Annotated in this window: 42 protein-coding genes, 1 tRNA gene and 1 pseudogene; 26 read left to right on the top strand and 18 right to left on the bottom strand. The window is 65.2% G+C overall.

The annotated features are described in order from the left end of the window. Window position 1 precedes the first annotated feature (1 nt). From BKK79_RS00880 to BKK79_RS41920, 7 genes are read right to left on the bottom strand one after another with little or no spacing between them, the layout of a single operon-like run. Window positions 2–457 carry a hypothetical protein gene (locus BKK79_RS00880; protein ID WP_198173298.1) on the bottom strand — a complete coding sequence of 152 codons (456 nt, stop codon included), beginning with the start codon at window positions 455–457 and terminating at the stop codon, window positions 2–4. Further along, a complete protein-coding gene (locus BKK79_RS40055) occupies window positions 454–645 on the bottom strand; it encodes a hypothetical protein (protein WP_157128327.1) in 192 nt (63 codons plus the stop codon). Before BKK79_RS40055 ends, BKK79_RS00880 begins: the two co-directional genes overlap by 4 nt. Beyond that, window positions 642–866, bottom strand: a complete 225-nt coding sequence (locus BKK79_RS00875) for a hypothetical protein (RefSeq protein ID WP_071036843.1) — start codon at window positions 864–866, stop codon at window positions 642–644. Before BKK79_RS00875 ends, BKK79_RS40055 begins: the two co-directional genes overlap by 4 nt. Next, window positions 863–1618 carry a hypothetical protein gene (locus tag BKK79_RS00870; protein ID WP_071036842.1) on the bottom strand — a complete coding sequence of 252 codons (756 nt, stop codon included), beginning with the start codon at window positions 1616–1618 and terminating at the stop codon, window positions 863–865. Before BKK79_RS00870 ends, BKK79_RS00875 begins: the two co-directional genes overlap by 4 nt. Next, window positions 1611–2477 carry a helix-turn-helix domain-containing protein gene (locus BKK79_RS00865; RefSeq protein WP_071036841.1) on the bottom strand — a complete coding sequence of 289 codons (867 nt, stop codon included), beginning with the start codon at window positions 2475–2477 and terminating at the stop codon, window positions 1611–1613. Before BKK79_RS00865 ends, BKK79_RS00870 begins: the two co-directional genes overlap by 8 nt. Next, on the bottom strand, window positions 2474–2911 hold the full coding sequence (locus BKK79_RS00860) for a Ref family recombination enhancement nuclease (protein WP_232346246.1): 438 nt from the start codon (window positions 2909–2911) through the stop codon (window positions 2474–2476). Before BKK79_RS00860 ends, BKK79_RS00865 begins: the two co-directional genes overlap by 4 nt. Continuing rightward, window positions 2905–3033 carry a hypothetical protein gene (locus tag BKK79_RS41920; protein ID WP_257787590.1) on the bottom strand — a complete coding sequence of 43 codons (129 nt, stop codon included), beginning with the start codon at window positions 3031–3033 and terminating at the stop codon, window positions 2905–2907. The genes BKK79_RS00860 and BKK79_RS41920 overlap by 7 nt, the downstream gene beginning before the upstream one ends. 32 nt (window positions 3034–3065) lie before the next feature. On the opposite strand from BKK79_RS41920, the gene BKK79_RS00855 reads away from it, so the two are divergent. Then, window positions 3066–3713 carry a hypothetical protein gene (locus tag BKK79_RS00855; protein ID WP_071036840.1) on the top strand — a complete coding sequence of 216 codons (648 nt, stop codon included), beginning with the start codon at window positions 3066–3068 and terminating at the stop codon, window positions 3711–3713. A 68-nt stretch (window positions 3714–3781) separates the two neighbouring features. Here BKK79_RS00855 and BKK79_RS00850 read toward each other — a convergent pair whose 3' ends face one another. Genes BKK79_RS00850 through BKK79_RS00830 form a run of 5 tightly spaced genes read right to left on the bottom strand, consistent with a single transcriptional unit; the run spans window position 3782 to window position 6102 of the window. Further along, the gene (locus tag BKK79_RS00850) at window positions 3782–4066 is read right to left on the bottom strand and encodes a hypothetical protein (protein ID WP_232346245.1); all 285 of its coding nucleotides are present in this window, start codon (window positions 4064–4066) and stop codon (window positions 3782–3784) included. 3 nt (window positions 4067–4069) lie between these two features. Then, complete coding sequence (locus BKK79_RS00845) at window positions 4070–4756, bottom strand: hypothetical protein (protein WP_071036839.1); 687 nt, start codon at window positions 4754–4756, stop codon at window positions 4070–4072. Beyond that, window positions 4753–5556 carry a ParB/RepB/Spo0J family partition protein gene (locus BKK79_RS00840; RefSeq protein ID WP_071036837.1) on the bottom strand — a complete coding sequence of 268 codons (804 nt, stop codon included), beginning with the start codon at window positions 5554–5556 and terminating at the stop codon, window positions 4753–4755. The genes BKK79_RS00845 and BKK79_RS00840 overlap by 4 nt, the downstream gene beginning before the upstream one ends. A 10-nt stretch (window positions 5557–5566) precedes the next feature. Continuing rightward, window positions 5567–5779, bottom strand: coding sequence for a hypothetical protein (locus tag BKK79_RS00835; protein ID WP_071036834.1), 213 nt, complete (start codon window positions 5777–5779; stop codon window positions 5567–5569). 59 nt (window positions 5780–5838) lie between these two features. Beyond that, window positions 5839–6102, bottom strand: coding sequence for a hypothetical protein (locus tag BKK79_RS00830; protein ID WP_157128326.1), 264 nt, complete (start codon window positions 6100–6102; stop codon window positions 5839–5841). Window positions 6103–6135: 33 nt separating this feature from the next. Between BKK79_RS00830 and BKK79_RS00825 the strand changes: the two genes are divergently transcribed. Beyond that, entirely contained in the window at window positions 6136–6438 is a 303-nt protein-coding gene (locus tag BKK79_RS00825; protein WP_157128325.1) for a hypothetical protein, read from the top strand. A gap of 572 nt (window positions 6439–7010) precedes the next feature. On the opposite strand, the gene BKK79_RS00820 is transcribed toward BKK79_RS00825, so the two are convergent. Continuing rightward, complete coding sequence (locus BKK79_RS00820; RefSeq protein ID WP_071036829.1) at window positions 7011–7250, bottom strand: transcriptional regulator; 240 nt, start codon at window positions 7248–7250, stop codon at window positions 7011–7013. Window positions 7251–7333: 83 nt separating this feature from the next. Between BKK79_RS00820 and BKK79_RS00815 the strand changes: the two genes are divergently transcribed. From BKK79_RS00815 to BKK79_RS38645, 4 genes are all read left to right on the top strand, one after another. Further along, window positions 7334–7876, top strand: a complete 543-nt coding sequence (locus BKK79_RS00815) for a hypothetical protein (RefSeq protein ID WP_071036828.1) — start codon at window positions 7334–7336, stop codon at window positions 7874–7876. 81 nt (window positions 7877–7957) lie between these two features. Next, window positions 7958–8308 carry a hypothetical protein gene (locus tag BKK79_RS00810; protein ID WP_071036826.1) on the top strand — a complete coding sequence of 117 codons (351 nt, stop codon included), beginning with the start codon at window positions 7958–7960 and terminating at the stop codon, window positions 8306–8308. A 35-nt stretch (window positions 8309–8343) separates the two neighbouring features. Beyond that, window positions 8344–9159 (top strand): hypothetical protein, encoded by an 816-nt coding sequence (locus BKK79_RS00805; protein ID WP_232346244.1) that lies wholly within the window; start codon window positions 8344–8346, stop codon window positions 9157–9159. Continuing rightward, window positions 9159–10022 (top strand): hypothetical protein, encoded by an 864-nt coding sequence (locus tag BKK79_RS38645; RefSeq protein ID WP_084084367.1) that lies wholly within the window; start codon window positions 9159–9161, stop codon window positions 10020–10022. Before BKK79_RS00805 ends, BKK79_RS38645 begins: the two co-directional genes overlap by 1 nt. A gap of 26 nt (window positions 10023–10048) precedes the next feature. Here the strand turns inward: BKK79_RS38645 and BKK79_RS00800 are convergent, their stop codons facing one another. Continuing rightward, window positions 10049–10264 (bottom strand): hypothetical protein, encoded by a 216-nt coding sequence (locus tag BKK79_RS00800; RefSeq protein WP_071036824.1) that lies wholly within the window; start codon window positions 10262–10264, stop codon window positions 10049–10051. A 190-nt stretch (window positions 10265–10454) separates the two neighbouring features. Between BKK79_RS00800 and BKK79_RS00795 the strand changes: the two genes are divergently transcribed. The 17 genes and pseudogenes from BKK79_RS00795 (at window position 10455) to BKK79_RS00730 (ending at window position 19426) form a co-directional block, all read left to right on the top strand. Continuing rightward, the gene (locus tag BKK79_RS00795) at window positions 10455–10703 is read left to right on the top strand and encodes a hypothetical protein (RefSeq protein ID WP_071036812.1); all 249 of its coding nucleotides are present in this window, start codon (window positions 10455–10457) and stop codon (window positions 10701–10703) included. A 112-nt stretch (window positions 10704–10815) separates the two neighbouring features. Next, window positions 10816–11262, top strand: coding sequence for a hypothetical protein (locus tag BKK79_RS00790; RefSeq protein ID WP_071036811.1), 447 nt, complete (start codon window positions 10816–10818; stop codon window positions 11260–11262). Between the two features lie 8 nt (window positions 11263–11270). Further along, complete coding sequence (locus BKK79_RS40050; RefSeq protein ID WP_157128324.1) at window positions 11271–11555, top strand: hypothetical protein; 285 nt, start codon at window positions 11271–11273, stop codon at window positions 11553–11555. Beyond that, the gene (locus tag BKK79_RS00785; protein ID WP_071036810.1) at window positions 11552–11812 is read left to right on the top strand and encodes a hypothetical protein; all 261 of its coding nucleotides are present in this window, start codon (window positions 11552–11554) and stop codon (window positions 11810–11812) included. Before BKK79_RS40050 ends, BKK79_RS00785 begins: the two co-directional genes overlap by 4 nt. Further along, on the top strand, window positions 11809–12102 hold the full coding sequence (locus BKK79_RS00780; protein WP_071036809.1) for a hypothetical protein: 294 nt from the start codon (window positions 11809–11811) through the stop codon (window positions 12100–12102). Before BKK79_RS00785 ends, BKK79_RS00780 begins: the two co-directional genes overlap by 4 nt. Beyond that, window positions 12099–12257, top strand: a complete 159-nt coding sequence (locus tag BKK79_RS40045) for a hypothetical protein (protein WP_157128323.1) — start codon at window positions 12099–12101, stop codon at window positions 12255–12257. The genes BKK79_RS00780 and BKK79_RS40045 overlap by 4 nt, the downstream gene beginning before the upstream one ends. 119 nt (window positions 12258–12376) lie before the next feature. Continuing rightward, the gene (locus BKK79_RS00775) at window positions 12377–13591 is read left to right on the top strand and encodes a hypothetical protein (protein ID WP_071036808.1); all 1215 of its coding nucleotides are present in this window, start codon (window positions 12377–12379) and stop codon (window positions 13589–13591) included. Continuing rightward, window positions 13588–14211: an ERF family protein gene (locus tag BKK79_RS00770; RefSeq protein WP_071036807.1), complete on the top strand. Its 624-nt coding sequence runs from the start codon at window positions 13588–13590 to the stop codon at window positions 14209–14211. Before BKK79_RS00775 ends, BKK79_RS00770 begins: the two co-directional genes overlap by 4 nt. Continuing rightward, window positions 14208–14843, top strand: coding sequence for a lambda exonuclease family protein (locus tag BKK79_RS00765; RefSeq protein ID WP_232346243.1), 636 nt, complete (start codon window positions 14208–14210; stop codon window positions 14841–14843). Before BKK79_RS00770 ends, BKK79_RS00765 begins: the two co-directional genes overlap by 4 nt. Window positions 14844–14860: 17 nt before the next feature. Beyond that, window positions 14861–15742 (top strand): annotated as a pseudogene (locus BKK79_RS00760) (recombination-associated protein RdgC); the annotation flags it as partial. Continuing rightward, window positions 15722–16006: a DNA translocase FtsK gene (locus tag BKK79_RS41375; protein WP_232346331.1), complete on the top strand. Its 285-nt coding sequence runs from the start codon at window positions 15722–15724 to the stop codon at window positions 16004–16006. The pseudogene BKK79_RS00760 and the gene BKK79_RS41375, both read left to right, overlap by 21 nt. After that, window positions 16003–16575, top strand: a complete 573-nt coding sequence (locus tag BKK79_RS00755) for a hypothetical protein (protein ID WP_071036803.1) — start codon at window positions 16003–16005, stop codon at window positions 16573–16575. Before BKK79_RS41375 ends, BKK79_RS00755 begins: the two co-directional genes overlap by 4 nt. Window positions 16576–16578: 3 nt before the next feature. Beyond that, a complete protein-coding gene (locus BKK79_RS40040; RefSeq protein WP_157128322.1) occupies window positions 16579–16722 on the top strand; it encodes a hypothetical protein in 144 nt (47 codons plus the stop codon). Continuing rightward, a complete protein-coding gene (locus BKK79_RS00750; protein WP_071036797.1) occupies window positions 16719–17639 on the top strand; it encodes a hypothetical protein in 921 nt (306 codons plus the stop codon). The genes BKK79_RS40040 and BKK79_RS00750 overlap by 4 nt, the downstream gene beginning before the upstream one ends. Then, the gene (locus BKK79_RS00745) at window positions 17639–17896 is read left to right on the top strand and encodes a hypothetical protein (protein ID WP_071036793.1); all 258 of its coding nucleotides are present in this window, start codon (window positions 17639–17641) and stop codon (window positions 17894–17896) included. Before BKK79_RS00750 ends, BKK79_RS00745 begins: the two co-directional genes overlap by 1 nt. Further along, the gene (locus BKK79_RS41370; RefSeq protein WP_232346242.1) at window positions 17893–19050 is read left to right on the top strand and encodes a DUF1643 domain-containing protein; all 1158 of its coding nucleotides are present in this window, start codon (window positions 17893–17895) and stop codon (window positions 19048–19050) included. The genes BKK79_RS00745 and BKK79_RS41370 overlap by 4 nt, the downstream gene beginning before the upstream one ends. A 61-nt stretch (window positions 19051–19111) precedes the next feature. After that, entirely contained in the window at window positions 19112–19426 is a 315-nt protein-coding gene (locus tag BKK79_RS00730) for a hypothetical protein (protein ID WP_071036787.1), read from the top strand. Here the strand turns inward: BKK79_RS00730 and BKK79_RS00725 are convergent. From BKK79_RS00725 to BKK79_RS41035, 3 genes are all read right to left on the bottom strand, one after another. Further along, window positions 19423–20427 carry a tyrosine-type recombinase/integrase gene (locus tag BKK79_RS00725; protein ID WP_071036785.1) on the bottom strand — a complete coding sequence of 335 codons (1005 nt, stop codon included), beginning with the start codon at window positions 20425–20427 and terminating at the stop codon, window positions 19423–19425. The genes BKK79_RS00730 and BKK79_RS00725 overlap by 4 nt on opposite strands. A gap of 197 nt (window positions 20428–20624) precedes the next feature. Then, a tRNA-Leu gene (locus tag BKK79_RS00720) sits at window positions 20625–20711 on the bottom strand. Then, window positions 20690–21121, bottom strand: coding sequence for a DUF2848 family protein (locus BKK79_RS41035; RefSeq protein ID WP_084084366.1), 432 nt, complete (start codon window positions 21119–21121; stop codon window positions 20690–20692). The genes BKK79_RS00720 and BKK79_RS41035 overlap by 22 nt, the downstream gene beginning before the upstream one ends. Between BKK79_RS41035 and BKK79_RS41030 the strand changes: the two genes are divergently transcribed. Both BKK79_RS41030 and BKK79_RS00710 read left to right on the top strand, forming a co-directional pair. Next, a complete protein-coding gene (locus BKK79_RS41030; protein ID WP_071036783.1) occupies window positions 21011–21232 on the top strand; it encodes a hypothetical protein in 222 nt (73 codons plus the stop codon). The genes BKK79_RS41035 and BKK79_RS41030 overlap by 111 nt on opposite strands. Before the next feature lie 194 nt (window positions 21233–21426). Next, on the top strand, window positions 21427–22254 hold the full coding sequence (locus BKK79_RS00710) for an IclR family transcriptional regulator (protein WP_071012951.1): 828 nt from the start codon (window positions 21427–21429) through the stop codon (window positions 22252–22254). 96 nt (window positions 22255–22350) lie between these two features. Here the strand turns inward: BKK79_RS00710 and BKK79_RS00705 are convergent, their stop codons facing one another. Further along, window positions 22351–23598, bottom strand: a complete 1248-nt coding sequence (locus BKK79_RS00705; RefSeq protein WP_071036781.1) for a Zn-dependent hydrolase — start codon at window positions 23596–23598, stop codon at window positions 22351–22353. A gap of 162 nt (window positions 23599–23760) precedes the next feature. Here BKK79_RS00705 and BKK79_RS00700 point away from each other — a divergent pair, with 162 nt between their 5' ends. Continuing rightward, the gene (locus tag BKK79_RS00700) at window positions 23761–25437 is read left to right on the top strand and encodes an ABC transporter substrate-binding protein (RefSeq protein ID WP_071036779.1); all 1677 of its coding nucleotides are present in this window, start codon (window positions 23761–23763) and stop codon (window positions 25435–25437) included. Window positions 25438–25448: the final 11 nt, after the last annotated feature.

The following is a 25448-nucleotide window of genomic DNA, read 5'->3' as shown; positions in this document are numbered from 1 at the left end:
CTCAGTATTCCTCCCTCTTCCATCCGCCGCCCTGCTTCGCAGGCAGCTTGATCGCCTTCACCATCCGGAAGTACGGCAGCACCTCCGCGCACAGCTTGATCTTCATCTGGCCCTTGTCCGTGGTGTAGCCGCCCTTGGTCTCGTGGATGGCCAGACGCATGTCAGCGTGCAGCACCAGGAAATCGACCTCGTAGAACGTGTTGTCGGCCAGCCGGATCCGCATGGGGTGGAAGCGCCAGTCGATCACCTGGCCCTGGCGCTTCTCCTCGTCCAGCAGGACGGAGTAGGCGCGCTCGGTCTTGTTCATCTGGTCCTTGGGCAGCCGGCCCAGCGCCTGAAAGCGCGCCATCGGGTTGGGCTTCGCGTCGCCGGCCGGCACCGACCGCGCTGCGGCTGGACGCCGGCGCGCCTGATGCGCCTGTAGTTGCTCGGGGGTCCAGCGGAGTGCGTTGCTCATGCCACCCCCTTCGAACTTCCCGCGGTCAACCGGCTCACTGCGCCCTCCAGCCACTTCACGCGCTGCTCCAGAACAGCGATGCGCGTGTCACGCTCCCGGAAATGGCAACCTCTGAGGCATTGGCCGTGCACGAAGCAATCCCCGCTCGCCACGGTGCATTCCATGTGCGGGACGAAGGCTTTGCTCATGCCGCCCTCACCTCGACGCTGACCCGCCCACGGCAAGCCTTGTTCTGTCCGTCGGCCCGCCGGACAATGCCGCAGTCGAAGCAGCAGCGCGCCTTGTAGAGCACGGAGCCCTCGGTGAAGCCCAGTTCGCCGCCGGTCACGAAGCGGTGCCCGTTCTCGTCCAGTGCCTCGACCGTAACGCGATCAGCCTCGCCCGGCCGCTTGATCTGTACTTGGCTCATGCTTCTGCTCCTTCGGCATAGGACTCCACCGCAGCGCGGACCCGGCCCTTGGATTGCTCGGTGCGCTCGCGCGCCGCAGACGACCTCGCTTCGGAGGCGAGGCGCAGCTTCTCGGACGCGGGGCGCAGCTGCGCCACTGCGGCGCGGAGGCGATCCAGACCTTCGCGCGCCGCAGCGGACGGCTCCCCACCGCCGGCCGGAGACGGGAGGTGCCCGGCAACAGCCGGCGCGGACAGCAGGCCGACGCTCACTGCCTGCTGCAGCGGCTCGGCGCGCTTCTCCGGATCCCAGCCCACGGACGCGATCCAGCTGACCTTTCGGCCGGCGGCGCGGGCGTCGGCCACGATCCGCGTGTAGGCGTCCTTGAATGCCATGCGGGCACCCACCTTGTCGCCGGCCTCCAGCACCGGGCCGGCGGCAGAGAGCGCCTCCATCACCTCGGGTGTCGTGACGACCGTTTCCGCCTCGTCCATGCCGCGCAGCGCCAGCGCCCAGGCCTCGTCCGGCCCCGGGCGCCCGTCGTTCGCTTGCGCCGCCTCGATCTGGGCGATCAGGTCGGCCGGCTTCGGGGGGTACTGGCCGCGCTGCGGGTCGCGGACATGCCCATCCATCGCCGCGCTGACCACGCCGAGCGGGTACGCCGCCAGCACACGGAAGAAGACCGCCTTGGACATGGCCGGCAGGGTCTTGCCGTGCAAGCCATACACCGCGTCGAGGTTCGCGGCGAACTCGTCGAAATCACGCTCAAACATCGATCACCTCCGCTGCGCCGAACAGCAAGGCCTTCGCCTTCTCGTTCTCGACGCCGTTGTCCAGCCGCTGTGTACCGTTCCCGCCGGCGGCGCCGCCCTGGCTCTCAAGCCACTTCGCCCTGAAGCCAGCCCAGCCCGCCAAGACCGAAGCCTTCACGGCCTCGCCTGGCGTGATCCCAGCCCTCTCCGCTTCGTCCTTCACACCGTCCCAGGCAGTGCGTGTCAGCGGCAGTCGCTTGGCTTTGCGCAGCGTCAGCCAGTCCTTCGCGACCTGCTTGTCCACGCCGTCGGCAACGAGTGCAGCCACACCCAGCGCGGCAGAGGCATCGGCGCCGGCCGGCGCCCTTTGTGGGTTCCCTGAGGGTTCCCTTGTCGGTTCCATGGGGGTTCCGTGTCCCGAACTTGGTACTGTTTGGACGGAAACTTGGGACTCTTTCCCGGAAAACTTGGGACTCTTTCCAGGAAAAGTTGGAACAGTTCCGGATTTGGAACGGTTCCGGATTTGGTCCCCTTCAACGATCCCAGATCCGGTACCGTTCGAACCATCTGCCGACGTGCAGGCGCTGCTCGGACCGATCGCAACCGTTTGTGCTGACTGGCTCTGCAGCCGGTAGACAGGGATCTGCCGCGTCTCGCCTTGGCGCTTCCCCGTGTCGACAAGGAAGCCTGCATCGATGAGGAAGCGGACCTGCTTGATGACGGTCTTCCGGTCGAGTTCGGTGTACTCCTCGATCGAGGCCACGCTCGGAAAAGCCGAGAAATCCTCGTTCGCGAAGTCCGCCAGCGCCATGAAAACGGCTTTCGCTCGGCTATTCCCCACGCGCTGCTTCCGCGCCCAGGTGAGCGCCTCCATGCTCATGCAACTACCTCCTCGGGGACGTGGGGAGCCAGCAGCGCCTGCGTCTCGCGCGTCAGTTCCGCCTCGTCGAACCCGTACTCCTCCGAGAACCGCTTCACGCCCAGGCCATGGATACCCTCGTTACCGCGGTGGTGCGCCGGGCACAGCGGAATAGCATCGCGGTGCGGCGCGCGCTGGGCCATGCCCGTGCCCTTGCGCGGGTGGTGGACCTCCGCCGGTGTCGGGCCGTAGCCCAGCCGGCGGCATACCGCGCAACCCAGGGCTGCGACGTGGCCGAGATAGTCGCGCTCTGCCTTGCGCGGCTTCTTCTTGGACTTCTTCTTGAAGGGGCTCGGCAACAGGCCGGCCGTTTGGCGCAGCCTGGTGGTGGAGCGAAGCGGGGTGCGGCGCTGTAGCGGGGCGCCGGGCTTCATTGGGGAGCGGCGGGTCAGCATGGCGCGACCTCCAGTAGCCAGTACGGCGGCTTGGTCACGATGCACTGCACGCGGACGTCGGCGGCGATCAGGTCGCGCATGACGTTGCGGCATTCGCCTTGGTAGCAGTGGTCGAGCGTCATGCTAGGATGACTCGCAAAAATGGGAGAGGCGAATGGATGAGCTTCGCTACAGGTACTTTGTTACTCTTCTCTTGGTGCTCGGCCTCGTTGCTGTAGTTTGTTGGGCATTTGCGCACTGGACGCCAAAGGACAGCAGTGAGGTCGCAACTTGGGTCCAGGCAATCGGTGCGATCATTGGGATCGGGATCGCTATCGCGGTACCCGCGTGGCAGCACAGAATGGCCGAGAGGCGACGAGAAGGAGAAAGGAGAGAAGAGAAATGGCGAGTGCTTCGACTTGTCGCATTGCTGGCGGAGCGAGCGAAGTCCCGGACGGAAGACATCGGCACCACGAGATCGCGTGAGGGCTTTGTAGAGACTCCGACGATGCGCGCCAGTCAACGAGCGGATCTGGAGGAGATACTCTCCGCACTCGATCAGGTGCCATTGACGTCGATTGCCACGATGGAGGCACTCCAGTACTTCATAAAGCTCAAGAAGCTCGTTGCGAAGGCCATCGGTGAAGTGGATCGGATTCCCTATCCAACCGCCGACGCGACGTGCGGCGAGGTATATGGCCACGTGTGGGTCAGCCTGTACAACCAAATCAAGGAGGCCGCCCAGGTACTGTCGTGGCAAGCGAAGCAATATCGCAGCGACGAGAGAGAACCTGCAGTTAGCTTTCCGCAGGATGACTTTTAGAATTCGCAGTGCACGGGTCTCGGCCCAGGCCGCGTACCCGATCAGCATCGGATAGAACCAGAGCGGCATCACGCACCTCCCTCGCGCCGGGCGGCGCGGCCAGTGACTGTCTGGTCGGTCTCGAACAGTAGAGTCTTCCCGCGCTTCGCGGCCTCCGCACGGATCCGGTCGGCGAGTTCTCGCAGCGACAACAGCATGTCGGTGGCCGTTCCTTCGGTGCATCCATGCTCCAACAGGAAGCTCACTGCGTGAATCGCGCCCTGCTGCACGAGATCCTGGGCAACTAGTTCCTCGTCGGTCATGCCGTCGAAAAACGCAGCGTCCAGAGACGCATCGTTCTCAATGGTTGCCATGGCTTATTTCCCCTTCGCGCTATCGCGCTGGGCGGCCAGGGCGGCGTCGATGTCTGAGCACAGGCTCACGGCGGGTGCCACGTCCTTCCACATTTCCAGCGTGGACCTGGCTTCTCTTAGCAACGCGATCAACTGCTTCTGCTCTGCATCGCGCGCCTCGGTCGGTTGTGAGGCGATCATGGCTCCGATAGCCGCGTCGGCGATCTCGGCAACGCGGTCGTCATCCTCAGCGACCGGATGGAAGTCATCCGGCCCCATCGAGCCTACACCCCATGCCGACCATACCTGGAGGCAATCGTAGGCGCCGCCCAACGCCTCCGCGATCGCATCACGCACCTTCGAGCGCTGCTCTTCCGTCAGCACCGGCGGCGCTGCGGATACTGGTGTCTGGTTGTCCCAGGCGCTGGTTTCGCCAAGTCTGGCCAACTGGCGACCAATGCTCCAGTACTCTGCAAGCCAGTGTCCGACCGGGGGCTTGTTTTCCCCCAGGCGCCCGTAGGTGATGGCGCCATCGATCGCATAGCGGGCGTCCTGTGCAGCGATCTGTCTATCAGTCAGGCGGGCCGTGGGGATCTGCGGAGCGCCATTCGCCGCGAACCACGCCCGGATCGAATCCGCGATCGTCTGCGGGTCGCACACGCTGCCGCCGGGAACCGTCTCGCGCAGCATTTTCTCGACGTCGATGGTCATTGGCGCGCTCCTGCAGTTGCATCGGTACCGAGAACCCAGCGCAGGGCTGCAGCACGCTCGCCTTTTGCCTTGGACAGTTCCGCCTCGATCTGCTTGCGCGTCTTCATGCGCGCTACAGCCTCACCCATGACAGCGCGCTGTGCCCGCGCCCGCTCGTGGCCGGTCGTGGTCTCGCCGGCCGCCACCAGCTCCTGGACTTTGGAGCGCTGCTCCGCCGGCGGCAGCGCCGCCAGCTTCTTGGCGTGGCCGAGATTCACCTTGCCGCTGTCCACGGCCTCCTGGACTGCCGCGGTGCATTCGAGCAGTCGCATCGTGTCCCGGACGGTGGCGACCGTACACTTGAAGATGATGGCGATCTGGTCCTCGCTGCGGCCGATCGCTGCCAGCTTGCGCATCTTCTCGGCTCGCCCCAAGGGGGTGTCAGCGGTACGCGCTTCGTTCTCAGCAACGATCACGTCCAGTGCGCTCTCGCGCTTCCCCTTGTGAACCAAGGCCGGAATCTGGAGGGGTGCGACACCGCGGGCGCGTCGCCATTGGTTGGCAAGACGTGCAGCCTTGACTCGCTGCCGCCCGACAACAACCTCAACATCACCGGTCTCTGGGTTCTTCAGGATCAGGATGGGTTCCAGAACGCCCAAGAAGTCGATGTTCTTGGCGAGCCCCTCATCCACCGGCAGATGGACACGCTCGTCGTAGAGGGGTGAGGTCTTGTCCGTCACCAATACCACGACTTCCGGGTCGAACGAGAGCGCATTGGTCTTGCCGCTGGCGCCATAGGCGTCGATAGAGTTCTTTGCCATGGCCCCTCCCCTACGCTACCCGCCGGGCCATGCCTTTCGACACAACAGCGGCAGTTGCGATGCGGAGGGCCTGCGCGGCACGACGATCCAGGATGAAGCCGCGATCCCACTCCTTGCGGGCTTCCGTGCCCTCCGGATACGGATTGCTGGCGCCCTGCTTCCCTGCGCGCGCGGCGAGCGCGCCCTCCTCTCGGATCTGCGTCCGAGACATGATCTGTTCCATTGGTCCTTCCCCCGGTACGGCCGGCTGGCCGTGCGTTGCTCAAATCCGAACCCAGCGCCTCAGGGCTGTTTCGGTACGATTCCCGCCAGGTTTCCCCTGGCGACTTTCTCGCGTTGGTCCAGTACGCTTTGCATGTCGGCCGGGCACGCCCACCAGCTCAGTACCTCGCGGATCAGCTCAGCCGTCGTCATGCCGCACTCGCGGGCGCGGCTGACGATCTGCTCGCCGACGGGCTCAGGCAAATCGACCTTCGCTTGGAAGGTCAGCTTGCCCAGCGGGTGGCTGTTGGGGCTGCGCGCGAGGAGCATCGAGTCTTCATTCATAGATTTCGATCACCATCACAGGGAACCAGCGACATGACGCCTGACAAGCAACGAGTGGCAAGCCGCCAGGCGCAACCGCTGAACGAACACGATCTGGAGCACCGCAGCCTCCGGCTGCAGGTCTTCCTGCTGCGCCAGCTGCTGCTGCGGCTGTACACGGAGCAATACGGGGAGCGGGCGCCGGCCGTCGTCGCTGAGCGGCTGGCCCAGGTACGCGACGCAGAGAGCGGCCAGGGTCTGCATCCAGCCGAGCAGGCGATGCTGCTCGACGAGACGGCCGAGGCGTTCGCCGACGTGGACGAGCACCTCGACCTCATCCAGGCCGGGGCACTGTGATTGATGCCCTGCCTTCCCTACTTGGTGCCGGCCACACTTGGCGCGCAGCGATGGCACGAGCCCGCCAACCATCCGGCTTTCGGGTCTCAGGAAGAAAGAGCCCCGGCGCAAAGGCGCCAGGGAAAAGCCGCTTGCGGGTCGGTCAAGCGGAGGGGTCAAACGGAGGAGCGCCGGCAGAGCGCTCTGCACAGAAAAAGCAGACAAACCTGCATGGCAGCGATGACAAACTGCCCCGCATGTACACATACGGCGAGCGACTTCGTTGGGCCATGGCGCACGCAGTTCCGCCTGTGTCTGGCCGATCACTTGCCAAGCGGATCGGCGTTCGACATCAGTCGATCTACTACCTGCTCGACCCTGGCCGGAATGCTCAGGGAAGCAGGCACACCCCTGCCCTTGCTCGCGCGCTTGGCGTATCGCCAGAGTGGCTGGCAACTGGAGCCGGCAAGCCGTACCGAAACGGGACGCCGCAGCCAGACCTGCACCACCGCGTATCGCTCTGCCTTGCGTCGGCGCGAGAACTGGTCGACCAGCTCGAGCAGCTGGCGCTTGCCCTTGAAGGGAAAGGCTGATCACGCCTGCGCTCCCTGGGCTGCAAGTTCGGGCCAAACGTCAGCCCAGTCCTCACGAAGATCGCGGCGCGTCACGGCGCCACTCGACGCGCGCTCTATGGCGACACACAGCTCACAGCGGAACTGCTGCCCGGTGCTGCGCGCCTTGCGCATATAGTTCTCGGACGTGCCGCACCGGCTGACGAAGTCAGCACGGGCTTGCTTGTCGAGGGAGTTGATGTACGCGATGAGCTTGTCCATGCGCACATATTACAAAAACGTAATGCGAAGTCAATACATTTCTGTGATTTACCAAAAGGTAATGGGGTTCGATAATTCGCCGTATGACCACCGCAGACAACCGCCGCCGGCGCCTCGACACCCTCATCAGGGAGAAGTTCGGCACCCAGGCGGAGTTCATCCGGCAGACTGGTGAGAACCAGGGCGCCATCTCCGCAATCCTCAAGGGCGCTCGCCCGTTCGGGGAGAAGAAGGCGCGCGACATCGAGCGCAAGGCCGGCGTCGAATGGGGTTGGCTCGACCGCGCGGAAGACGAGCCCCAAGGGGAGGCCCCGGAGGCTACCGGAGGGGTAATCTATGACCCGCAGGCGAGCACAGGAAGTCTGCTTGCCCAGGCGGCAGCTGCAATTGCTGCCGCACCGACGCTGCGTGACATGCAGATCGCGGAAGCGATTGCCATCCTTCAGAAGCTGCCCGACGGCGCCCTCTCCAAGGGCCTCGGGTACCTGCAAGACCTTCTGGTGAAATCTGAGGCGCCCGCGGCCGCCGACCCGGACGACGTGCCGGTTATGTCGCGCAAAAAGAAGGTTCTTGAGTTCACAGGCCTACACCCGGAGCCCACCGCAGAGAAGCGGCACAAGAGGTAACACCCCCAATCCTTCGGGTATCGCAGGGCCGCCGAACTGGCTAGGCTCGCGTTTACAAGAAGTAAAAGGGGGGAAAGGGTTATGAAGAAGATCATCGCCGCGACGCTGCTGAGCCTCGCGGCTTCTGCGTCTTGGGCCTCCTGCTTCGGCGGCCCAACGCACAAGACGTGCACCGACGACGCCGGCAACAGCTACCAGGTCAGCCGATTCGGCAACTCCACCACAGTCCAAGGCTACAACGCTGGCACCGGGTCGACCTGGGAGCAAACGTCTAGCCGGGTCGGCAATTCCACCTACACGCAAGGCACCGCGGCCAACGGCCAGAGCTGGAACAGCACAACCACTGCGATCGGCAACCAAACGACCACTTACGGCACGGACTCCCGCGGAAACTACTTCCAGCGGACCTGTGGGCCCTACGGGTGCTACTAAGCCAGATTCCGGAGGACGCAAGCTTGATTAGTATCTTGACCTCAGACGTGTATGGAGGCTTCGCATCCTGGATTGAGAGCGCGGACACAGCCCATGCACCGGGAGCGCAGCCGATCTACGTTGGGAGGGTCACATGGCCCGGCACGACAGAGGCTGAGGACACCGTAATCAAGCTCTATCCGGCAAGTTCGTGCGGCGTGGCGAATGAGGTGATTGGTTACATCGCAAACGCGAAACGAGGGATCCCTCAACCTCCTCGCGGCGGGATCATCCTCCTGCCGGAGGCAACGCTTCCTGCTTTCGCGCTAGACGTAGCGAAGTATGTCGACAAGAAGTCTGGCTTCGCAGTCTGCTGGGCAACCTCACTGGTCCAGAACGCCAAGCCATTCAAGTTCTACAGGCGACTTGTCGCATTTGATCGCACGCGCCTAAACGCCTTCTTGAAGAGCAACTTCTGCCATACGCTCACAGGGCTCGATCACATCACAGGCAACAATGACCGCAGCGACGCAAACTTCATGTGTGTCGATGACCTGAAGTACCTTGCCATTGACCAGGGCTCCATTGGCGGTAGCGATCACTGGCACATCAATTGGGTAGACGACAACCCCAAGAATCAGTTGCTCGCCCTTGCACGCGACGAACTTGCCGTCTCGCAGTACGCTGCGTGGCAGGCACATGCTTTGAGCGAGTCGAACACTACTCGCGACCTCTGGCCACAGACGAATAGCGAGCTCCAAACTAACCTCAAGCCACTGCTGAAGGCTGACCAGATTGCTACAATATTGGAGTATATGAGCGGTCGCGCAACGATTACGACACTTGCGCAAGCCACCGGGCAACTTTTCTGATGGACATATCCCTTCTACTGTCGAGAGCAGCCCACGCGCCAGAGCCAGTCTTCACCGGCGAATGGGCAACGCTATGGTTCCGCCCTGATCTTGGCAGCCAGCAAGAGTTCATCATTGGCGTCGCGGCAGTCATCAAAGGCGATCGACAACCATTAGTGCGGTGGCTCCCCCAGTTCTCGAAGCTCGCCTCGTTGTACGGTGATGCATTGAGCGGTGCCGAGATTCGCGACTTGGCATCGGGTGTCGAACTGGCTCTCGAGCGGCAATTCCGCGGTGATTTATCGAGCCTGACATCGGGAACACCTCATATTCGCGTGTCGAATTGTGGGTACCTCGCAACCCACAACGTCGAGCAGGAGCTAAGTCGCTTGCTCAAACGCCACGCGGGTGCACTTTGGGCCGACCCGGTGTCGAGAGAATCAGCGATGGACGAAGGCTGGGCCTATGCGGAGATGCGGCGCATGCTATCGAGTGCCGCGCATTCCGTCTTCGTGCCGGCGCGACAGATTTCGCTTGGCACGAGAACACTTCAGGTCGGCCTCTTCAACGGCAAGAGCTACGGGAATCTTGTTTCAGCCCGCTACGCCCATATGCAGACGGTGAAGCAGCATGTCTTTCAGTCGATGACGAGCGTCCTAGCGGCTCACAATTTGACTAACGCGACTTCGCAACCGGCGTTGTTTGTTGTGCTGCCACATCTAGCAGATGATCCAGGCGCACCAGCTATTGCACGGAAAACGGAACAGCTCCTGCAGGAAGTTGAAGACGCCGGCGTGGCAACTTTCTGTGAGTCAAATCCAGCAGATCTTGCGACGAAGTTGGAGACCTGGACGACCTCAGGCAAACAGGCACGACTCACCTGAAGCCCGCTACGCGGGCTTTTTGTTGCCTATCGTCTTCGTTGTCGCGCCGCAACCATACGTTCGTTCAGTCCCACGCGATAGAGCGTGGCTCCCACTCGCTCCAGGAGCGCCCTCTCCTTTCCCTCTATCGTTCGATCGGTCAGCAGCGCTGCCAGCATGGCGATCGCGTCGTCCACATCAAGTTCGATATCATCGTCGAGCGCCAACTGCTCGAACTTACGTATCACGTCATCAGGGTCCATGGCTGCCTCCTAGCCTCAGTCTACCCAGTCTAGACCGCACGCGCGTCACCCGAATGAGCGCGGCAGACGTCTCTGCCACCCCTTTGTAGTCCCTTCTGCCTCCAACAAAAGCGGGGTAGTCAGATCCCGCCCCACGCCTCGTAATTGTTCTGAAAGGCGGGGAGTGGCCTCGACCAAAACAACAAGAAACATGAGCAACGTGGTTCGCATGGACGCCTACAGGGAAAGGCGTGCACGGGAAGGGGTCCGAGAGGAGGAGAAGCCTCCGGACGTGGATGGGGATGAGGACGATGGCGAAATCCGGATCAGGATCCGTCGCGGCGGGCCGTACCGAGCGCGCATCGACGGCCTCTTCGCGGAAGACTCGGATCTGGTCATCGAGGCACTGGCGGACCTGGCCAAGCAGGTTGTGCTGGCCAAAAGGCGCGTTGGGGTCTAGCCTCCCGAAGAAAATTACATTTATGTATTGACGTTGCAATTACAGTTTTGTAATCTACCTCCATCGACGCGCCGCCAGCACTCCGCAGGCGGCCCACCAGATGGAGGAAGCAATGTCGCCTGCCGAAATCATCAGCCGCATCCCGCCGCAAGCGCGGACGGACGCGCTGATCGCGTTCATCGCCATCGACGCACTGAAGTTCGCGAGCAAGGATCCGGGAGAGATCCGGCTGCTGAAGGAAGCGCACTACACCGAGCTGCGTGACTCCCTGGTGGCGAGGGCAAACGAAAGCCTGGAGCACGAGCAGCGCCTGGCTGATGAGGCGCGGGCCGCCGTCGACCGTGCCATGGCGCAGTCGAAGGACGTCATCGTCCGCCGGCGCGTGGAAGGCAAGCAGGAGGTGACGACGATCCGCGGCTTCAATGCAGCTGCGGTGGAAGCGCGCGCCAAGGAGATGGTCGGCAATATCGACCGGTACCGCAGCCCCGCCGTCACCACGAAAGCCGACGACCAGCACGGCCGCCATGTGGTGGAAGTTCGCGCCCACAGCCTGGACTGAGGCGCGCCATGACCTACACGCACACCCCCGGGCCATGGAAATACGCTGGCAGCGACAGCGCAGGCGCCGGTGGCCTCCTGATTGGACCGAGCGGCGAGCCAGTGGCTGTTGTCTACGGGGCCAGCACGAACCCCTGTTCGGAATCGAATGGACGACTGCTGGAGGCGGCCCCCGATCTTCTCCAGGCCGCACAACTCGCTCTTCGGTTCATGTTGAGCGCCGGCCACCGTCAAGGTGATGTGCCGCTTGTCTTGCGTGACGCCATTGCCAAAGCCAATGGGAGCAAGGCATGACCACTCTCACGATCGTCCACAACGGCACCTCGCTGCAGATATCCGGCACCTACTGCCGCGGCTACGGCGATTCACATGATGAACCGGGCCAGGATGCCTGCTTCGAAGTGGAGCGCATCACCGACTCGGGCGTGGATGTGACCCACCTCCACGACATGGACGAGATCTCTGACCTCGCCCTTGATGCGTACCTCGCTGACGCTGCGTTCGAAGCCGGCCAGGCCGCCGACCTCAAGCGCGACGAGGTGCTGGCATGAGCGCCCCCATCCGCAAGGTCATCCACGCCGACGGCACCGAAGTGACGCTGGACGGCCCGCGCACGATCAAGCAGATTCGTGATCGCATCGGCGCTGACACGTTGGACACGGTGCGACTGCGCGACCGCGAGCACGTGATGCTGGTCGACGACCTCGGCCACGCGAAAGGCTTGCCCGTCAACGAGAAGGCCACCCAGCTTTACCGGGAGGTCTGCCGCCCGGGCACCACGCACCAGATCCGCGGATCGGTCGTCATCGTCCCGGATTCCGACTTCGGGGGCGCCCAATGACACCGCGCCACGACCCCGCACGCATCGCGCGCAACAACCGCCGGCTGAACGTGACCACCGTCGTCGTGATCGCGGTGGTCGCCCTCGCCTACTTCTTCACCAGCAACGCGCCGGCCGCGCAGATCCACCCCACGAAGCTCGGGAGGACCGCATGAATCCCGAGATCACCTGGGATGCCTGGCTGCGCTACCTGCGCGCTGCGGGCCTTCGCCCTTCTGGCCGCTGCCTTCCTGACGGCAGCCTCGAAATCATCCCTATTCGCTGAGAGGAACCCATGGAAGAGCAAAACGAAGTCCTGGATCCGGTCCAGGCTGAGCCGGCGACCGCCCTCGCCTTGTACGACCCCATCGAATCCGGCCTGGCCGAGCTGCGCACGGCTGGCGCAGAGGCCTTCGACGTGAAGAGCACGGCCGGCAACAAGGCAGCCCGCGAGTTCATTCAGCACTGCGTGGCCATCCGCACCGCGACCGAAGAGGCCTACACCAACTGGAACCGCCCCATCATGGCAGTCCAGAAGCAGGCACGCGAGAAGCGCGACGAGATCCTGGGCGCCGTCAAAGCGATCGAGGCACCCGTGAAGGACCAGATCGACGCCGAGCAGAAGCGCAAGGACGAGGAGCGCACCGCCAAGATGAAGGCCGAGGCGGACAGGATCAAGGTGCACCAGGCCTGCCTGAACGCGATCGCTACCCTGCCCCGCGACTACATCAGCTCGCCGGCCGCCGACGTTGAGGCCGCGATCCGCGACCTGGAGTCCCCAGAGTACCTGGACAGCCGGAACTGGGAGGAATACGCCGAGCAGGCCGCCGCCGCGATCGACGCCGCCCTGACGACGCTCCGCGCTCACCTGGAGAACGCCAAGGCACGCGAGGAACTGGCCGCGATGCGCGCCCAGCAGCAGGCCGAGGCCGACGCCCGCCGGGCAGAGCAGGAGGCAGCAGAGGCCGAGCGCCGCCGCGTGGACGGAATCAAGGAGCGCATCCGCGCGATCGAGCAGGCGCCGTCGACCTGCATCGGTCTGGCCGCCCGCCAGATACAGGCCCGCATCGACTCCCTCGCCCGCGAGGCTGCTGACGACTTTGCCGAGTTCCAGGCAGAGGCCGCCGCCGCGATCGACGCCGCCCTGACGAACCTGCAGACCCTGCTGGCTGCCGCCAAGGACGCGGAGGAGCTGAAGCAGTTGCGCGACGACGCAGCAGCCCGCAAGCGCCAGGAGGAGGAAGCGAAGGAGGCGGCCGCGCGCGCCGAGCGCGAGGCGGAGGAGCGCCGCCAGGCCGATGCCCGCGCCGCCGAGGAGCAGCGCAAGCGCGACGAAGCAGAGGCCATCCGCCGCGAGCAGGAAGCTGCCAAGGCCGCCGCGGAGCGCGTTCGCGCCCAGGCCGGCACGCTGCTGGCCCTGCTGACCGAGGCCCGCGCCCACGTCCCGGCCGGCGACCTGGCAGACCGCATCGACGCCGCCATCGCCCAAGCCACCGGGAGCGCAGCATGACCCAGGCTGAACTGCACCCGATCGAAACGAGCCTGACCCCGGCGCCAGGCGCCGGCATGGGGCCGCTCTACACCGCCTTCGCCAAAGCCCAAGGCGGCTTCAAGCCCATCGAGAAGAACCGCGCCGTCACGATCAAGCCGAAAGAGAAGCCCGCCTACTCCTTCCGCTACGCCGACCTGCAGGAGATCCGCGAGAAGACCACGCCGGCCCTCTCCGAGAACGGCCTTTGCTTGTTCCAGCTGGTGACGGACGAAGCCGGCACGACAGTTATCCGCACGATCCTGGGCCATTCCAGCGGCGCGCAGATCGAAGCTGTGATTCGCGTGCCGCGCGGCGACGGCGATATCAAGAACTTCGGCGCCACGGTCACCTACCTCCGCCGCTACGTCGTCACGGCGCTGTTGGGCGTGGCCGCCGACGACGACCTGGACGAGGACGGCGACACGGGCGGTGGTGACGGGCATTCGCCGGTCGCGCCGGAGGCCCACCCTGGCATGCGCGATGCCAAGACCATCGGCGACCTGAGCAAGATCATGGCCGGCCTCGACAAGGAGGCGAAGGCTCGCTACGCCGACTACTTCAACCTGCGCATGGATGAACTGCGGAGGGCCGCAGCGTGAGCACGATCATCGTCAACTGCTCGCAAGGCGATGTGGACTGGCTCCAGGCCAGATCCGGCGTCTGCACTGCCAGCATGTTCCGCATCGCACGCTCCAAGAAGACGGGCGGCCAGCCGACCGAAGCGGCCCTGGACTATGCCTTCCGCCTCGCCGTCGAGCGCGTTGCCGGCGCGCCCCTCGATAGCGGCTATGAAACGTGGCAAATGCGCCGGGGCCACGACCTGGAGCCTGATGCACGCATCGCCCACCAGGCGGACATCGGCATCTATGTCCAACCGGTCGGCATCGTCCTGACCGAAGACCGCTGCTTCGGCGCCAGCGCCGACGGATGGATCGGCGACGACGGCGGCGCCGAATACAAGTGCCTCGTCTCCCCCGAGGAGCTGCGCACGACCCTGATCGACCACGATCTGCAGAAGTACACCGACCAGGTGCAAGGGAACCTCTGGCTCTCCAACCGCCAGTACTGGGATTTCTGCATTTACTGCCCTGCCCTCAAGCCGATCAAGGAGTTCTTCCGGTGGCGCATCCAGCGCGACGACGACTACATCGACGCGATGGTCGAAGACCTGTGGGAGTTCGAGAAGCTGGTGCAGCACAACCTCGCCGAGCTGAAGAAGCTCGCCGCATAACCACGAGAGGACAGACCATGTGGTTCCGCAATCTCACCCTCTACCGCCTGGCATCGTTCGGCCTCAGTGCCGACGACCTGGCCGACGCGCTGGAGAAGCGCGCCTACATTCCGTGCACGGATCTCGAGTTGTCGTCCCAGGGCTGGATTCCCCCGCGCGACGGTGGCCTGGTGCACGCTGTCAACGGCCAGATCCTGATCACCCTCTGCATCGAGAAGAAGCTGCTGCCCGCCGCCGTGGTCAACCAGGCGACCAAGGAGCGCGCGACCGAGATTGAGGAGCAGCAGGGATTCAAGCCCGGCCGCAAGCAGCTGCGCGAGATCAAGGAGGCAGTCACCGACGAACTGCTGCCGCGGGCCTTCAGCGTCTGCAGCAAGGTCAGCGCCTGGATTGACCCGGTGAACGGCTGGCTCGCTATCGACGCCGCCAGCGCCCAGAAGGCGGATGTGATCCGCGGCGAGCTGTTCCGTGCGATCGATGGCCTGAAGCTGGTACCGATCCGCACCCAGCATGCGCCGGTGGCCGCCATGACCGAGTGGCTGGCGACGGACACTGCCCCGGCGGGCTTCACCATCGACCAAGACGCCGAGCTGCGCGCCACCGGCGAGGGCCGCGCAACCGTCCGTTACGTCCAGCACACGCTGGAGCCGGCCGACGTGAACCGCCACATCGCCGCCGGCAAGCGCTGCACCCACCTGGCCATGACCTGGAACGACCGCGTTTCGTTCGTCCTGACCGACAGCCTGACGCTCAAGCGCGTCACCGCCCTCGAAGTCATCAAGGAATCGGCAGGCGCGGCCGAGAAGACAGCCGATGAGGCCTTCGATGGCGATTTCCTGCTGATGGCGGGCGAGCTGGCCGGGATGCTCTCCGACCTGATGGCCGCCCTGGGCGGCGAGATCGCGCCCGCTGCCCCCGATGACCTGGTGTCCGCCGCCGAAGACGCAGAGGATTCGGACCAGGGCGAGCGCGACCCGCTCTACCCGCAAGCGGTCGAGGTGGTGCAGAAGAACAAGCGCGCCTCCATCTCGATGGTGCAGCGACACCTGCGGATCGGCCACAACCGCGCGGCCCGCCTCCTCGAGCAGATGGAGGGCGGCCGGATCGTCTCGCCCATGGATTCCAGCGGCAATCGCAGGGTTCTCGCAGGAGCGCCGGCATGACGAAGACGATCCGCAAGATGAAGAACGCCTGGACGACAGACGAACTCGACATCCTTCGCGCCAACTGGGGCAACGGCACGCCGATCAAGGACTGGATGCATCTGCTGCCGAGCCGCTCCCATTCTGGCATCCAGGCTCGTGCACGCGAGATCGGCCTTGGCTCCCGCGGAAAGGTCAGCCGGATCGGTCGATCCATCACCTGGAAGCTGATCTGCAAGCTGCTCGCGGATGGCAAGCCGCGCTCGACCAAGGAAGTGGCCGAGGAAATCGAGATCTCGCGCCGCTCCATCGACCACTGCATGCGCCTCATGCACGGCAAGGGCATCCGTGTCGGCGATTGGGGGCCGCAGGGGCTGGACGGCGTCCGCTCGCGGCTCTGGATTCTCGGCTTCGGGCCTGATGTGCCCAGGCCACCCACCCCCAGTCGCGCCGAGCGCGCCAGCCGGCGCTGGCGCGAGATCAAGAAGGATCCGGTGCGTCTGGCCATCCGCACCGCCAGGCTCAGGCTCAAGACGGCCGAGCAGAAAGGCCTGCTGATCCGCCGCGACCCGGCCGCCGCCTGGTTCTGAGCCATGCAGCACACCGCAGCCCTGATCACCCTCGCCGGCTTCTTCACCTTCATGGTGGCTGGCGCCTATATGCAATACCGGCTGACCAAGCGAATCGTCGATAGCGCGATTGGCCCTGCCGAAGACACCCAGGAGCAAGCAGCATGACAAGTCAGCATTCCCTGCGCGATCCGCTGCTGGCCGAACTGAAGGCCTCGCACGTCATTATCCAGAATGCGCTCAACCTGATGACCATCGACCAGAAGTGCGAATGGGGTAGGCAGAACGATGCCGCCGGCCTGGTCGAATTCGGCTCGACGCGCGCCAATGAGCGCGCAGCCGTGATCGCCGCAGCGGAGAGCGCTGCCCTCTCGCAGCCTCAGTCGCAGGCGCAGGGCGAGGCGGTGGCGTGCAAGCGCTGCGGCGGCTCTGGTTTTGTCGATGACGGCGAAATCACCGGCTGCGGCGGTGTCGAGTTTGAGAACGGCCCAGTGCGCTGCGTCAAGGATTGCCCGAACTGCGCCGCCCCTGCGCCGAGCGCCTGTCCTGCCGCGCCGACGGATCGGGTACAGCGCGACGTGATGTTCATCCTCAATGTACTGCAGGACGTGAACGCGGCCATGCCAACTTCGGCAGCTCACCGCATCACAACCAGCAATGCCATCGAAAAGGCCCGCGCCCTGCTCGCCTCCCAGCCCAGCGAGGCGCGCGTTGCGGAGCAGGACTGCCGGCAAGATCCATTCGCGGCCGTGATGAACCTGCCATGCATCGTCCCAGTCGAGTATGAAGATGCGGCAGTGAAGATGGCTTACCGCGTCGGCCACCGGGACGCCAGGCATGCTGCAGCAGAACTTCTCTCCGCCCCCTCCACCGACAGCGCAGCGGCGCGCGATGCGGAGCGGCTTATGTGGCTGGTCGAAGAAGAGGCGATGATCGTCACCATCCCAGTCAGCGCGGGCCTGCCACGCTACAGGGTCGAATGGCCATCCCTCTATGAGCAGCAGTCCGAGTGCTTCGCTGACCCGCGCGCCGCCATTGATTCCGCTATCGCCGCCCTGGCCGCCCAGCGCGAGGGAGGTGCGTGATGGGCTACATCAATCCGCTGCTGGAACTGCCGGCCGGTCGCTCGCTGCGCGCACTGCCGCCGGAGCTGCGTGCGCCGTTGGTGACGCTCCTGCGCGAGATGCGCAAGCAGGCCAATGCGGAGGCAGAGAAGGCTTGGGACCGCCGCAAGGCGCCCATGGCAGCCTACTGGCGCGCTGTGGCGACCTATGCCCGGCACACGGCCCATGCCCTGGAACAGAAGGGCTGCGCCAGCCAGCGCGAGGGAGGTGTGGCATGACGGTCTACGTCGACGACATGCCCGCGCTAGATGTCTGGCATTTCGGCGAGGCTCGCAAGAGTATCTGCAACGTGATAGAGGCTGTCGCCGCGATTGTGATGCTCATTGACAAAATTTGCGGTTACGTCTTCACCACCAAACTTAACTACGAATGCGGCGGTCTCCCTTGCGAGATGGTCAGACGCATGCACGGCTTCCTCAATGGAATCGTAGTCCGTCGCGCCCACGAGAAAGCCATGGATTGCCTTGACGCGAGCGTTGTTGAACTGCTGGATCCGATCGTAGAGCCCCTTCTCCAGGCCAAGCTCAAAACACTGCCGGAGCAATCGCCCAAACTCTCGCTCCCGCTGAGCATCAGCGGACGCCTTCGAGTCAAAGAACCGTCGAAGCCAGACGTCAATGTACTGAAGCCTCAGGGATACGACCTCAATCAAACAACCCGCGCGCCTAGCCACCTCGACTCTCTGCATCAGCTCCGCCATGTTGCGGATCTGAACCTCTACCGCAGGATCGGCATCCCGGGTTCTAAAGAGCTTGAAACTCCCTGGAGGCTCGGCTGCAATTGCGTCCACGAAAGCTTTTGTATCCGCGTCCATGTCTCTTCTCCCTTGATTTTGGAGAACCCTAGCATGAAGCACTTGCTGAACCAGACCCTCGTTGGTAGGGATGGCGCCATCCTCTCGGACTGCGAGCAGTACCGCTACCGACTCTGGCGCGAGTGGGACAGCGGCCGCCCGGCGCTGGGCTTCATCATGCTCAACCCGTCGACGGCAGACCACCAGGTCGACGACCCGACCATCACCCGGTGCCTGCAGCGCGCGATCGCGGGCAAGTACGGCCGCCTGGAGGTGGTCAACCTCTTCCCGCTGCGCTCGACCGATCCGGACGGGCTGCTGACGCACCCGGCGCCTCTCGGCGACCGAGCGGACCTGAACGACGCCGTCATCATGGACGCGATCGACCGGTGCGCGATGGTCATTTGCGCCTGGGGCGCCCACAAGGCGGCGCCAGCGCGCGCGGCCGAGGTGCTGCGCATCATCCGGATGTGTGGCCGCGGGAAGCTGCTCTATCACCTCGGGCTGAACCAGGACGGCAGCCCGAAGCACCCGCTCTACATCGCGGCCAAGACCCGGCCGCAGCCCTTTCAGCAATGACCGAAGCAGCAGCACGCATCATCGAATTGACCCGCCAGGGTTGGCGGATTGGAGGAAAGCAATGAGCGAAGTAGAACTGCTCGACCGCCTCGCCGACGCGGTCGCCAAGCGCGTGCAGCCGGCGCTGCCCGTCGCCATCGACCTGTGGGATGTGGAGGCCATCGGCGCCTTCCTGAAGCGCGCGCCGAAGGTGGTGCGCGAACGCATCGTCACGCTGCCCGACTTCCCGAAGGCGATCCGGCTGCCGTCCGTGCAGTCGGGCAAGACCGACGAGAAGCCGGTGCGAAGCCTCCCGCTCTGGGAGGCGGCCGAGGTCATCGCCTGGGCTCGCTCCTACAAGGGCTGGACCGGCGGCCGGCCCCGCAAGGAGATCTAGTCGAGCAAGACGGCCATGTCCTCGGCCGTCTTGTTGTAGTAGGTCATCAGCTCCTGCAGGTTCGTGTGCCCGGTCATCCGGGCCAGATCCAGCGGGTGCAACTTCTTCGCCAGCCGCGTGATGGCCTCGTGCCGGGTGTCGTGGAATGTCAGCCCCGCCACCTTGGCCTTGTCCCTCCCCTTGCGGAACAGCACGTCAAGGCTCCAGGGGTTGAGGTTGAACAACGGCTCCCCTGCCTCGACGGCCGGCAGCATCTGCAGCAGCTCCACCGCGCGCGTGGACAGCGGCACGTTCCGCGCCCGGCCGTTCTTGGTCAGGGGAAGGTGCGCCACCCGCTTCTCATAGTCGACCGTCGCCGCGGTCAGCCCCCGCAGCTCGCCGGCCCGCATTGCCGTCTCGATGGCGAAGAGGAACGCCACCGCCACGCGCTGGGACGGCAGCCCGACCGGCAACCCATCCTCGAATCCGAGCGCCGTCGTGATCGCGTCGATTTCCCCCTGGGAGATCAAGCGCTCGCGCGGCGGGTTGTCCGGCGGCCGGCTGACGTTCTTCATGGGATCCGTGACAAGCCAGCCCCATTCCTCGCGCGCCACCTTGAAGGCATGGGACAGCAGCGACATCTCCCGCGACACGGACGGGCCGGAGACGTCGCGCGAGCGCACGTCGCGCCAGGCGGCGATGTGGTGAGGCTGCAGCTCCGCCAGGCGGATGTCCCCGAACTTGCGGCCCTCCAGCTCAAGCCGGCCGATCAGGTCACAGCGCAGCTTTTCCCATCGCGCACCGCGCTTGGTCGGACTGATCTTCCGCTGGTACTCGTCGAGCACATCCCCGACCGTGTGGGTCTTGCTGCCCTGGCCAGCGTCGATCGAGCGCAGCTCGGTCTCGCGCTTCGCTGCCCAGGCCATTGCCTCGGCCTTCGTGTCAAAGACACGGCTGTCGCGCTGGGAGAGGACGCGGACCTGGGCCCGCCAACCGGTGGGGCGTTTCTGGAAAGAAGCCATGGTGCACTCGTGGGGCGTTGGTGGGGCAATCGTGGGGCGCGACCACGATTATAGAGTGCTTCCAACGGTGCGCGAGTGCGCTTAGACAGGGTGGGCGAATCGCCCGGAAACCCTTGTCAGCCTTGGCTTTCCGGGTTTCTAGTGGCACCAAATTGCGCTAAGTGTCTTCGTGCGGAAAACATCACAATTTGGTGGTTTGGTGCGAGGGAGGGGACTCGAACCCCTACACCATTGCTGGCGTCAGGACCTAAACCTGGTGCGTCTACCAATTTCGCCACCCTCGCGGTCCATGGGCGCGGCCCGGGCGGGCCTGCGCTTGCTCGTCACTGGCTGTGCAGCCCCGGCAAACAAAAAAGGCGGCTGGTACTGCCCGCCCTTTCCTGTCTGCCTGGCCCGGAGTGTGGTCCGGGCGGCCGACGTGCCGTGCGCCGGTAGCGCAACGAGGCAGCGGATTGTAGCGCAAGCGCGCGCCTGAATCCAGTCCCCGGGGCGCCGGTGCCAGCGCTCGGTTCTGCCGGCGGATGCAGGCCAGTACCAGCACGGTGGCGGGCGGCTTGACGCCGATGGCGGCGAGTTCGTCGATGTGGTGCTGGACGGCGGCGGCATCGCAGCAGGTCCAGCCGGCGACGATGAATTGCTGGACGTCGAGGGCGAGCGCGTCCTCGCCGGCTACCTGGAACTGCAGTGTCGGCATAGCTGCTACCTGTTACGGGGAAGGAAGGTCGGTCACATCGTCCGGATGATGTTCTTCCGGAATTCGTCGATGTGTTCGCGGATGGCCTTCGGCACCGCGCAGCGAAAATGATGGCGATGCATGTTCCCAGCGACATTTCGGGCAGGTATGATTAACGCCGAGCCAAAGATATCGATAAACGATATGTACATATCTTGGTGCAATACGGCCTGCCCGTGGTGCAGCAGCTCCCGCGGATGGTGCGATGCCCCGGCCCCGTCCCCGCACCAGCGGCCGCGCAACGGCCCGAACCGACCCGTGACGAGATGACCTCCCTGCCGCCCGCCTCCCCTCGAACCGCGCGCGCCGACGCAGCGTCGGACGCCGAGCGTCCCGATCCGCTCTTCAACCAATCGCTGGAAAAAGGCCTGGAAGTTCTGCGCGCTTTCGGCGCCGCGCACCGCACGCTGACGCTGCCGGAACTGGCCGCGCTGACCGGCATGACCAAGAGTTCGGCACAGCGCACCGTGCATACGCTGGAATGCCTCGGCTACATGGCCAAGCATCCGCAGACGCGGCGCTTCCGGCTGACCCCCAAGGTGATGGAGATCGGCTTCAACTATCTCGCCGCGGATCCGCTGATCGCCGCGGCCAGCCCCTACCTGTCGCAGCTCGCGCGCGACAGCGGCGAAACGGCCAACCTGACCGAACCGGTGGGCCTGGAGATGGTCTATGTGGCGCAGCTGATGACATCGAAGTACATCCCGGTGCTGACCCCGGTGGGCATGCGCATCCCGATGTACTGCACGAGTTCCGGACGGGCCTACTTGAGCACGCTGCCAGACGCCGAGGCCATTACGCTGCTGGAGCGCTCTCAGCGCGTGGCGCGCACGCCCGCCACGCTGACCGAGGTACAGGCCATCCTGGCGCGCGTGCAGTCGTGCCGCCAGTTCGGCTTTGCCGTCAACGAAGAGGAGCTGTTCCTCGGCGACATGGGGCTGGCCGCGCCCATCGTCGACCGCCAGGGAATGGCGGTGGGCGCCGTGCACGTGTCACCGCCGGCCAGCCGCTGGACCATGGCCGAGGCGCAGCGCAAGCTGGCGCCGCTGGTCATCGAATGCGCGCGGGCGATCTCGCTGTCCCTGGCGCACTGAGGCGGGCCGGGTGCCCGCAAGACAAAGCAAAGCGGCCTGCAAACCAGGCCGCCCCACCAGTGTTGCGCATGGCCGGCGCCAACGCGCCGGCCAACTTCATCGCGCGTGTTCCAGCATCGCCTGCAACAGCACGTCGGCGCCGGCGGCGATGTGCTCGGGCATGGCGTCTTCCAGCTCGTTGTGGCTGATGCCGTCCTTGCAGGGCACGAAGATCATGCCGGTCGGCGCGCGCTGCGCCACATAGACCGCGTCGTGCCCGGCGCCGCTGACCACGTCCATATGCGGCAAGCCGAGCGAGGCGGCCGCGCGGCGCACACTGTCGACGCAGGCCGGCGCAAAGGCACAGGGTTCGAACTTCACCACCTGGCGGATCTCCACCTCCACCCGCGCGTGCTCGGCGATGCCGGCGAAGGCCGAGCGCATCGCCGCGTCCATGCGGTCCAGGCCGTCGTGGCTCAGGTTGCGCAGGTCCACCGAGAACTCGACGCGGCCGGGAATCACATTGCGCGAATTGGGCGAGACCTGCAGATAGCCGACCGTGCCGCGCCCATGCGGCGCCTCGGACACGGCGATGCGGTTGACCGCATCGACCATGCGCGCCGCCGCCAGCAGGGCGTCGTGGCGCAAGGCCAGCGGCGTGGGGCCCGCGTGCGCATCCATGCCGGTCACGGTCACGTCATACCATTGCTGGCCCAGCGCACCGGACACCACGCCGATCGGCAGGCCGGCCGCTTCCAGCACCGGGCCCTGCTCGATATGGGCCTCGAAGTAGGCCGCGAACATGCCGCCCGGCACCTCTCCCACCGGGTGGGTGCCGCGGTAGCCGATCGCCTCCAGCGCCGCGCCCACGCTGACGCCGTCGCGGTCGGTCTGGGCATGCACGAAGTCCGGCGCGAACAGGCCGGCAAAGGCGCCCGAGCCCATCATCACCGGCGTGAAGCGCGTGCCCTCCTCGTTGGTCCAGAACACCAGTTCCAGCGGAGCGCGCGTCTCGATACCCAGGTCGTCGAGCGTGCGCATCACCTCCAGCCCTGCCAGCACGCCGAAGTTGCCGTCGAACTTGCCGCCGGAAGGCTGGGTGTCGATATGGCTGCCGGTCGCCACCGCGGGCGCGCCGGCGTCGGTGCCGGCACGGCGCGCGAAGACGTTGCCGACCGCATCCACGCGCACCGCCAGGCCGGCGTCGCGGCACCACTGCACGACCTGGTCGCGCCCGCGCTTGTCTTCCTCGGTCAGCGCGATGCGGCAGACGCCGCCCTTGGGCGTGGCGCCGATCCGGCCGAGGTCCATCAGCGATTGCCACAGGCGTCCGGCGTTGATGCGGGGAAGGTATTGCTGGTCCATGGTCACATGTCGGTTGGTTGAAACACGCTCGGCAACTTGCAAGAAGCAGACCAAGGCGGGGGCATCGCCGGGGGCTGCCCACCTTCGCCATGTGCTTCCGCCGACTGGCACGCCGCTTGCTTGAACGAAGGCGACCTCCCTTCCCACACAGGAGCTTCGCCAGTGAACCCCATCACGTCCCCTCTCGCGACTGGCCTGAAGGCCGCCGCCTCGGCCACCGCCCTCGCCGCCCTCACTGTCTTCACGCTGCCGGGCGCCGCGCATGCCGAGAAGGTACTGCGCATCGGCATGACCGCCGCCGACGTCCCGCGCACCCTGGGCCAGCCCGACCAGGGCTTCGAAGGCAACCGCTTCACGGGCATCCCGCTCTACGACAGCCTGACCGAATGGGACCTGTCGAAGAACAACGGCCCGAGCCTGCTGATTCCCGGCCTGGCCACGGAGTGGAAGGTCGACGCCAAGGACAAGACCAAGTGGATCTTCAAGCTGCGCCCCGGCGTGACCTTCCACGACGGCTCGCCCTTCGACGCCGACGCGGTGGTCTGGAACGTCAACAAGGTGCTCGACAAGAGCGCCCGGCAGTTCGATCCGAGCCAGGTCGGCGTCACCGTTTCGCGCATGCCGACGCTGCGCGCGGCCAGGAAGATCGACGACCTGACCGTCGAGCTGACCACCTCCGAGCCCGACTCCTTCCTGCCCTACAACCTGACCAACCTGTTCATGGCCTCGCCGGCGCAATGGGAGAAGAAGTTCGCGGCGGTGCCGGCCTCGGTCACCGAGCCGGTCGAGCGCGCCAAGCAAGCCTGGGTCGCCTTCGCCGCCGACGCGTCGGGCACCGGCCCCTTCCGCATGACGCGCTTCGTGCCGCGCGAGCGGCTCGAACTGGCGCGCAATGCCCACTACTGGGATGGCAAGCGCTTGCCGAAGATCGACAAGGTCGTGATGCTGCCGATGCCGGAAGCCAACGCGCGCACGGCCGCCCTGCTGTCCGGCCAGGTCGACTGGATCGAGGCGCCGGCCCCTGACGCCATCGCCCAGATCAAGAGCCGCGGCTTCGAGGTCTACGCCAACCAGCAGCCGCATGTGTGGCCGTGGCAGTTGTCCTTCGCGCCAGGCTCGCCCTGGCTCGACAAGCGCGTGCGCCAGGCCGCCAACCTGTGCGTGAACCGTTCCGGCCTGAAGACGCTGCTGGGCGGCTACATGGCCGACGCCACCGGCATCGTCGAGCCGGGCAATCCGTGGTGGGGCAATCCGTCCTTCCACATCAAGTACGACCCGGCCGCCGCGCGCAAGCTGATGCAGGAGGCCGGCTACACGGCCGCCAAGCCGGTCAAGGTCAAGGTCCAGGTGTCGGCGTCGGGTTCCGGCCAGATGCAACCGTTGCCGATGAACGAGTACATCCAGCAGAACCTGAAGGAGTGCTTCTTCGACGTCGACTTCGACGTGGTGGAGTGGAACACGCTCTTCACCAACTGGCGCATCGGCGCCAAGGACGCCAGCGCGCACGGCGCCAACGCCATCAACGTCAGCTTCGCCGCGATGGACCCCTTCTTCGCCATGGTCCGCTTCGTCAGCACCAAGACGCAGCCGCCCGTCTCGAACAACTGGGGCTTCTTCGGCAACGCCGAATTCGACAAGCTGATCGAGACCGCCCGCACTTCCTTCGACGCCAAGGGACGCGATACCGCGCTGGCCAGGCTGCACGCGCGCATCGTCGAGGAAGCGCCCTTCGTGCTGATCGCGCATGACGTCGGCCCGCGCGCCATCTCGAAGAAGGTCAAGGGCGTGGTGCAGCCGCAAAGCTGGTTCATCGACCTGGCCACCATGTCGATGGATTGACGAGGCTCCCC

The sequence above is a fragment of the Cupriavidus sp. USMAA2-4 genome, from assembly GCF_001854305.1.
Lineage (GTDB): Bacteria > Pseudomonadota > Gammaproteobacteria > Burkholderiales > Burkholderiaceae > Cupriavidus > Cupriavidus malaysiensis.
This window is presented reverse-complemented; position numbering and strand designations above follow the sequence as displayed.